Raw genomic sequence first — 6,136 nt, 5'->3', positions numbered from 1 at the left:
CATTGTTTATTTTATATTCTACTATATTTATTATCTCTTTTTTCCAACTTGTTATTGTATCTGCTAGTTTTATACTTTGCTTTATATTAAATACTCTCAATTTTTCAATTAATTGCTCTATTCTCCTTCTCATTGTCTTTACTGTCTTGCTCTCAAACATCTTGTAAAATTCTTTTATTATTCTATACATCTTTTTCAATGTCTTATCTACTTTTAATATCTCTTTTAATATTTCTTTTTGTCTTTGACTAAACTGACTTATTGGGCTTTTACTTAGTATTTTCCAATATTTTTTTAACTTCTTATACTTTTCATTGTCTTTGTTAAATAATTCTACTCTTAAATCTCTTAATGCCCATATCCCTTGTCTTATTACATGATATTTATCTGCTACTATTTGGGCCTGAACTATATTACTATTTATTACGCTTCTAAATGGCTTAAACATATCCATTACAACTACTTGTGGTTGTATTTCAAATTCGTTTATTATATTTTTTATTGTTTGTGAATGTCTATTTCTTAATATATCTACTAGTTTACGGTTTTTATCATACATCGCTAGCTGATATTTCTCTTTTTCTATATTTCCTTTAAATTCGTCTATATATATGACTGATGTATCTGGAGAGGTTTGTCTTTTTAGGGCGATCGCGTTTTATGAGGGTGATATCAAGCATATTTATTTTGTTGCAGAGACTAAGGGGTCTATGAACTCTATGCAACTTCGCCAAGTCGAAGAGTCCAAAATTCACTGCGCAAAGGAGCATTTTTTGTATCTTATCCCATATCTTTTTATGATATAATTGTATTGCATTACATAATTCAGGGATAAACTATGCTAGATCAACTTTTTTTAAAAAGCAATGACCTTATAAGGTTAAACAACCATAAATTTAAAAGATATTTTATAGACTCCAAGGACTTATCTCATAGACTTATCGTTGTTCTTGGGCAAAGAGGAATAGGTAAAACAACCACTCTAGCTCAGCTAGCTAATAAAAACAAAAATAGTCTTTACTTAAGCCTAGATGACATAGAGATATCAAACGATATAACCTCAATTATAAGAGAGTTTGTATTAAATGGTGGAAAGCATCTATATCTGGATGAAATTCATAAAAGTAAAGATATATCTGCTGTATTAAAATTTGCCTATGATAACTTTAAAGAGTTAAATATAGTAGCTACTGGTTCATCTGCTCTTGAAGTGTTAAAAAGCTCTCATGATCTAAGCAGAAGAGCGATAGTATATAAGATGAGTGGAATGAGTTTTAGGGAGTATCTAGGGCTAAGGTATGGTATAAATTTAGAAGCTATTGAGCTTGCAAATTTACTTACAAACCATCAGGAGATAGCTGTTGATATCATTAATACTTTAAAACAAAAAGATCTAGCAGTTGTTAAACTTTTTAGAGAGTATCTAAAGGTGGGTTACTACCCATACTATAATGATATGCCAAATGATACCGCCTTTTATCAGACCCTAAGACAAAGCATAGAAGCTACGATAGATAGCGATCTTTTAAGTATATATCCAAATTTAAACGGCAACACTGCAAGAAAGCTAAAGATCTTAACTCATGCCATAAGCACAAACGTCCCATATCAGCCAAACTACTCAAGCCTAAAATCGCTTGTTGATATAAGGGATGATAGGACGCTAAAAGAGTATCTTGCTATGCTTGATAGCGCTGGACTTATAAGGCTTTTAATGAAAAGTGAGCTAGCTATAAAAAATATGGATAAGGCAGACAAAATTTACCTTGAAAATACAAATTTAATGTATATAAATAGCCCTGATATAGGAAATGTTAGAGAGACATTCTTTACTAACCAGCTTGGAAATATCACTGAAATTTACTCGGGCAAAGCCGGAGATTTTATAGTAGGCGAATTTGTCTTTGAAATAGGCGGAGCAAAAAAGAGCTTTGAGCAGATAAAAGATATGCCAAATTCTTTTATAGCGGCAGATGATATTGAGGTTGGTGTCGGCAATAAGATACCGTTGTGGCTGTTTGGGTTTTTATACTAGCACTACTTTGGCAATAAACTATTGCTAGTATAAAAAGCAATTGTGGAAAAATCACCTTGACTCAAGACAAATTAAGCGTTTAGTTATGACTTCGTCTTACTGCTTGTTAAATCTCTTATTAATTTCAATTGCACAAACCTACAAGAGCAAAATCAAATTAACACGCCTGAAATAAGTTTAAAATAAGCTTTAATATAAAAAAATTATTAGTAATATATATTTTAATAGCATAAAAATATAACAAAAAAATATATTTATACTTGTAAAAATATATTTTTTAATGTATATTTAATAAATAAAAGCCTAATATTTTATGATATTAAATTTCAGCAAGAAAGGAGAAAACATGGAATTTTTAATGGTTCTTATGTTTTTCGTCGCAGCTCTTTTGCTGTGGCTCAAGCCTGAGAAAAAGCGCGCGGTTATGGGCTTTGGTATTGCAGGTGTCGCGATACTCGTCATCATGATGGCATGGGTAAATAAATTTGCCGTCGTGCCTATGGGAAATTTCTAGGAGCGAGCGATGGAAAGTATGCAAGATAAAATGTCTCAAAGCTTCACCCGCAGCACCGAAATTTCTGCGGGCTGGGGCGATGATGAGAAGCTATTTTTCAACCTTTTTGCCCTCGCGGCGCTCGCTCTCATCGCTTTGCCGGTAGGTATCGCATGCCTTGTTTTGGGCTTTGGTATGGGCGATAGTCCCTGCATTATGTGTTGGCATGAGAGATTTTGCATGGTAGCGATCTCGTTTATGGCGCTAGTTATCGTTAGATACGGCTTTAAGGTCAAATACCTCGCTGCAATCATCTTTTTAGCGTGCCTTGGGCTTTACGACGGCTTTTTACACTATAGCCTTGACGGCACGGGCGGCGGCTACCTCGACATCAAGCAGGGCTTCGGGCTTGAAATTTTAGGCGCACACACGCAGTTTTGGGTCGTAGTGGTACATTTTTGCGTCATTATATTTTTGGGTGTGATTTTGCTGCTAGGCAAAAACGTAGGTAAAATAATGCAAAAAAGCGAAGAGGGCGCATACGGCGCGGTTTTACCCAAATTTGCGCTAGGCAAGATAGCCGTGGTGGCCTTTGCTATCATCATGGCTTTTAACTGCGTCCAGGCTTTCATCACGGCAGGCCCTCCGCCCTATCTAGCCTCCGCGACGCCTTCGCGCATGAGCATCGATCCGTCAAAGTGGTTTTGGGAGCTTGATCACTGGGAAGAAACCGAAATTGATTTTCGCGAAAGCTGGAATCCAAAACTACCGAATTTACCGAAGTGAGGTCGCGATATGAGAAAAATTTTAACCTTAACCCTTTTGTGCGCTGTACTGGCGCTGGGCGGCGAGTTTAATCTAAATCCTGCGGATGGCGCAGTGGTAAATTTAACGCCGCTACGCAAAATCGGCGAGATAACGCCAAATTTAAACAACAATAATCCAGTCACAGGGCTTGACTACGACGCGGCAAGCGGAAACTTCTTGCTCGGTACGCTAAAATTCGAGCTCTACGAAATGGACGGCGAGCTAAAAACCGTAAAAAACTATCTACGAAGCACACCCGATTGGATAATCCAAATGGAGGAGACCGTCGCAGCGAGTTTTTTTAAAGGCTCGGTAGGGCTCATGAGCTATAATAAAACCTATGAGTTTTTCAAACCCGCACCGAATCAAAGTAAAGAGGAAGCGAACAAAGCGTGGCGCTATCTGCACGACGGATACGAAAATTTCACGCTCGATTTCAAGGACCGCTACTCCACTGTGCGCGCCAAACAGCAGTATATCCTAAGCTGGGATCACTCGGACTTTTACGGCGAGTTTTTCATCGCGAGCGTGCCCGATGACATCAAGCAAGGCTGGAGCGTGGCGAGCTTTAGTGACGCCGATAATCTGCTCTCGAGCGAGTTCGTGCCGAGCTTCGATGAGGCTCTCGGCGTAAAGGACGGCAGGGATATAAACGACTACTATATCACGGGTATGGATGCGAGCGGCGAGTTTGTTTATCTACTCTCGAAGCAATACTCAAGCATCCTAAAGCTTGATCCGCGCAGCAGAAAGATCGTGGAGATTTATAGCTTTGAAGGCGCGAGCGATGCCCATGCGCTCGCTATCAAAGAGAGTAAATTCTACGTCGCGTCCAGAGAGGACGGCATGAATAAAATTTTTATTTTCGAGAGATAAAATTTAAGCCGTCTTTTGGGCGGCTTATTTTAAAAATAATCTAAAACATAGTATTTAAGCCCTCGCTCATTGTCGAACTGATATCTGCCAAATAATTTTTACCAAGTTGCTTAAAGTCCATTTTGTTATAATGTTATTACCAAAAGTAGCAAAAATGAAAGAGTAAATTCTAAAACTGCCAGTATATTCTACACCGACGAAAACAGGTAAGGTAGCCTAGGTGCTAAATGCATACAAAATAGAGGTCAGAAAGGCTATAAAAGCAAGAGTAAAATAAACTCATCAAAAAGACATCGGCACTCGGCATCGTAAATTTAGCAGACTCCGCGAAGCCTGATCACTGGTGAAGATTCTCTGGACGCAGGTTACTATGGAGCCAGACGGAGCAGTGTAATATGCGATAAGCTATTTTTCGGGGAAGAATTGGTATAAATTAATTAATATCTTCTTTAAAATGGACTGAATATGAAAATATCAAAGGTAAATATAAAAGATTTTAAAAGATTTAAGGATCTAACCTTAGATTTAGGCGATAAGCCAGCGAAAATAATCGCATTGGTTGGTACTAATGGATGTGGTAAAAGTAGTGTTTTGGATGCTTTTATTGCATGCGGAGGAAGTTATGGTGGGAACATTGGGAGCGGTAGTATACCGAAAATATTCTACAGAACAGACAATAAGAATGCGTTTCAATTAATATCGATTGAATATTTAGATGATGAGGGCAATATCATTGACAATAGCAGATTATATAATGATCATGATTTATATAAGAATAATAGGAAAATTATTTTTTCATTCAGAAGTCCGTATCGTTACAACACTAGTTTGAATATTAGCGAGATTAGAGCAGTAGATCCTATTGAAAACAATTCCGATGGAGCGAGCTGTTCATTAAATTTAGACAGCAAGGTAGAGGATAATTATAGAAGATTATTGGGATTTTATAACCAAATTATGGAAAGAGAAGATATTAAGCCATCTGAAGCTAAGATTAAAGTCATAGGCTTATTAAATCAATCTATAAAAAACTGTTTAGATTTAGAAATTGTTAGCTTGGGAAATGTGGCACAAAATAACGGTACGCTAAATTTTAAAAAATCAGATTCAGATATAACATTCTCATTTGATAGTCTCTCTGCCGGAGAAAAGGAAGTTGTTGATATTTTATTAGATTTATTTTTAAGAAGAGAGAAATATAAAAACTCTATCTTTCTATTAGATGAGCCTGAGTTACATATTAATACATCGATTCAAAAAAAATTAATGATTGAGATAGAAAAACTAATAGGCGATGAAGGGCAAATTTGGATTGCGACTCACAGTATCGGTTTTTTACGAGCATTTCAAGAAGAGCTATCTGGGAAATGTCAAGTTATTCAATTTGAAGATAATATGAAATTTGCTTCAGAAGCTATAACATTGACCCCTATTGCAAACAATAGAACAACATGGAAATCTATTTTCAGTACAGCTCTAGATGACTTAACTGGATTAATAGCTCCTAATAGAATTATTTATTGCGAAGGACGAGATGAACCCAGACCAGATGGCTCTGAAAGAGGGCTTGACGCTCAAGTTTTAAATAATATTTTTAATGCAGAGTATCCAGATACTGTTTTCGTCTCTAGCGGTGGAAATACAGAGTTGGATCAAAGAAGCAGCATTGCATTAGCGATATTAGGCAAGGTGTTTCCCAATATGGAAATTTGGGTTTTTAAAGATAGAGATATGGCATCAGGAAAGCTAGTATCAGAAAAAGAGAGGCAAGAGTATTTAGCTAATCAGGATGCAAGATTTAGAGTAATGAAAAGGTGGGAAATCGAAAACTACCTATTTGATGAAGAGGTGTTGAGAAAATATTGTGCAGTAAATCAAAAAAACTTTGATGAAGTTAAAATATCCTATCGTTCCTATCGAGAAAC

7 protein-coding genes are annotated in these 6,136 nt (G+C 36.6%); 6 read left to right on the top strand and 1 reads right to left on the bottom strand.

The features are described 5' to 3' along the window. On the bottom strand, positions 1-559 hold a 559-nt coding region (locus tag Q0256_RS10715; RefSeq protein ID WP_297962888.1), incomplete at its 3' end, for a DUF1722 domain-containing protein. Between the two features lie 52 nt (positions 560-611). Here Q0256_RS10715 and Q0256_RS10710 point away from each other — a divergent pair. From Q0256_RS10710 to Q0256_RS10685, 6 genes are all read left to right on the top strand, one after another. Beyond that, positions 612-806: a hypothetical protein gene (locus tag Q0256_RS10710; protein WP_297962885.1), complete on the top strand. Its 195-nt coding sequence runs from the start codon at positions 612-614 to the stop codon at positions 804-806. Between the two features lie 32 nt (positions 807-838). Further along, positions 839-2,035, top strand: a complete 1,197-nt coding sequence (locus Q0256_RS10705) for an AAA family ATPase (protein WP_297962882.1) — start codon at positions 839-841, stop codon at positions 2,033-2,035. A gap of 346 nt (positions 2,036-2,381) precedes the next feature. Next, entirely contained in the window at positions 2,382-2,549 is a 168-nt protein-coding gene (locus Q0256_RS10700) for a hypothetical protein (RefSeq protein ID WP_155463265.1), read from the top strand. A gap of 9 nt (positions 2,550-2,558) precedes the next feature. Beyond that, positions 2,559-3,314 carry a disulfide bond formation protein B gene (locus tag Q0256_RS10695; protein WP_297962876.1) on the top strand — a complete coding sequence of 252 codons (756 nt, stop codon included), beginning with the start codon at positions 2,559-2,561 and terminating at the stop codon, positions 3,312-3,314. Positions 3,315-3,323: 9 nt separating this feature from the next. Continuing rightward, positions 3,324-4,211, top strand: a complete 888-nt coding sequence (locus Q0256_RS10690; protein WP_297962874.1) for a hypothetical protein — start codon at positions 3,324-3,326, stop codon at positions 4,209-4,211. A 465-nt stretch (positions 4,212-4,676) separates the two neighbouring features. Then, a partial coding sequence (locus Q0256_RS10685; protein WP_297962872.1) for an AAA family ATPase occupies positions 4,677-6,136 on the top strand: 1,460 nt, incomplete at its 3' end.

The organism is uncultured Campylobacter sp. (assembly GCF_937949835.1).
Taxonomy (GTDB): domain Bacteria; phylum Campylobacterota; class Campylobacteria; order Campylobacterales; family Campylobacteraceae; genus Campylobacter_B.
This window is presented reverse-complemented; position numbering and strand designations above follow the sequence as displayed.

What these genes read in the sequence shown, in the direction of transcription:
- Q0256_RS10710 (WP_297962885.1), top strand. Translation starts at nt 612, where the DNA reads ATGACTGATGTATCTGGAGAGGTTTGTCTTTTTAGGGCGATCGCGTTT.
- Q0256_RS10705 (WP_297962882.1), top strand. Translation starts at nt 839, where the DNA reads ATGCTAGATCAACTTTTTTTAAAAAGCAATGACCTTATAAGGTTAAAC.
- Q0256_RS10700 (WP_155463265.1), top strand. Translation starts at nt 2,382, where the DNA reads ATGGAATTTTTAATGGTTCTTATGTTTTTCGTCGCAGCTCTTTTGCTG.
- Q0256_RS10695 (WP_297962876.1), top strand. Translation starts at nt 2,559, where the DNA reads ATGGAAAGTATGCAAGATAAAATGTCTCAAAGCTTCACCCGCAGCACC.
- Q0256_RS10690 (WP_297962874.1), top strand. Translation starts at nt 3,324, where the DNA reads ATGAGAAAAATTTTAACCTTAACCCTTTTGTGCGCTGTACTGGCGCTG.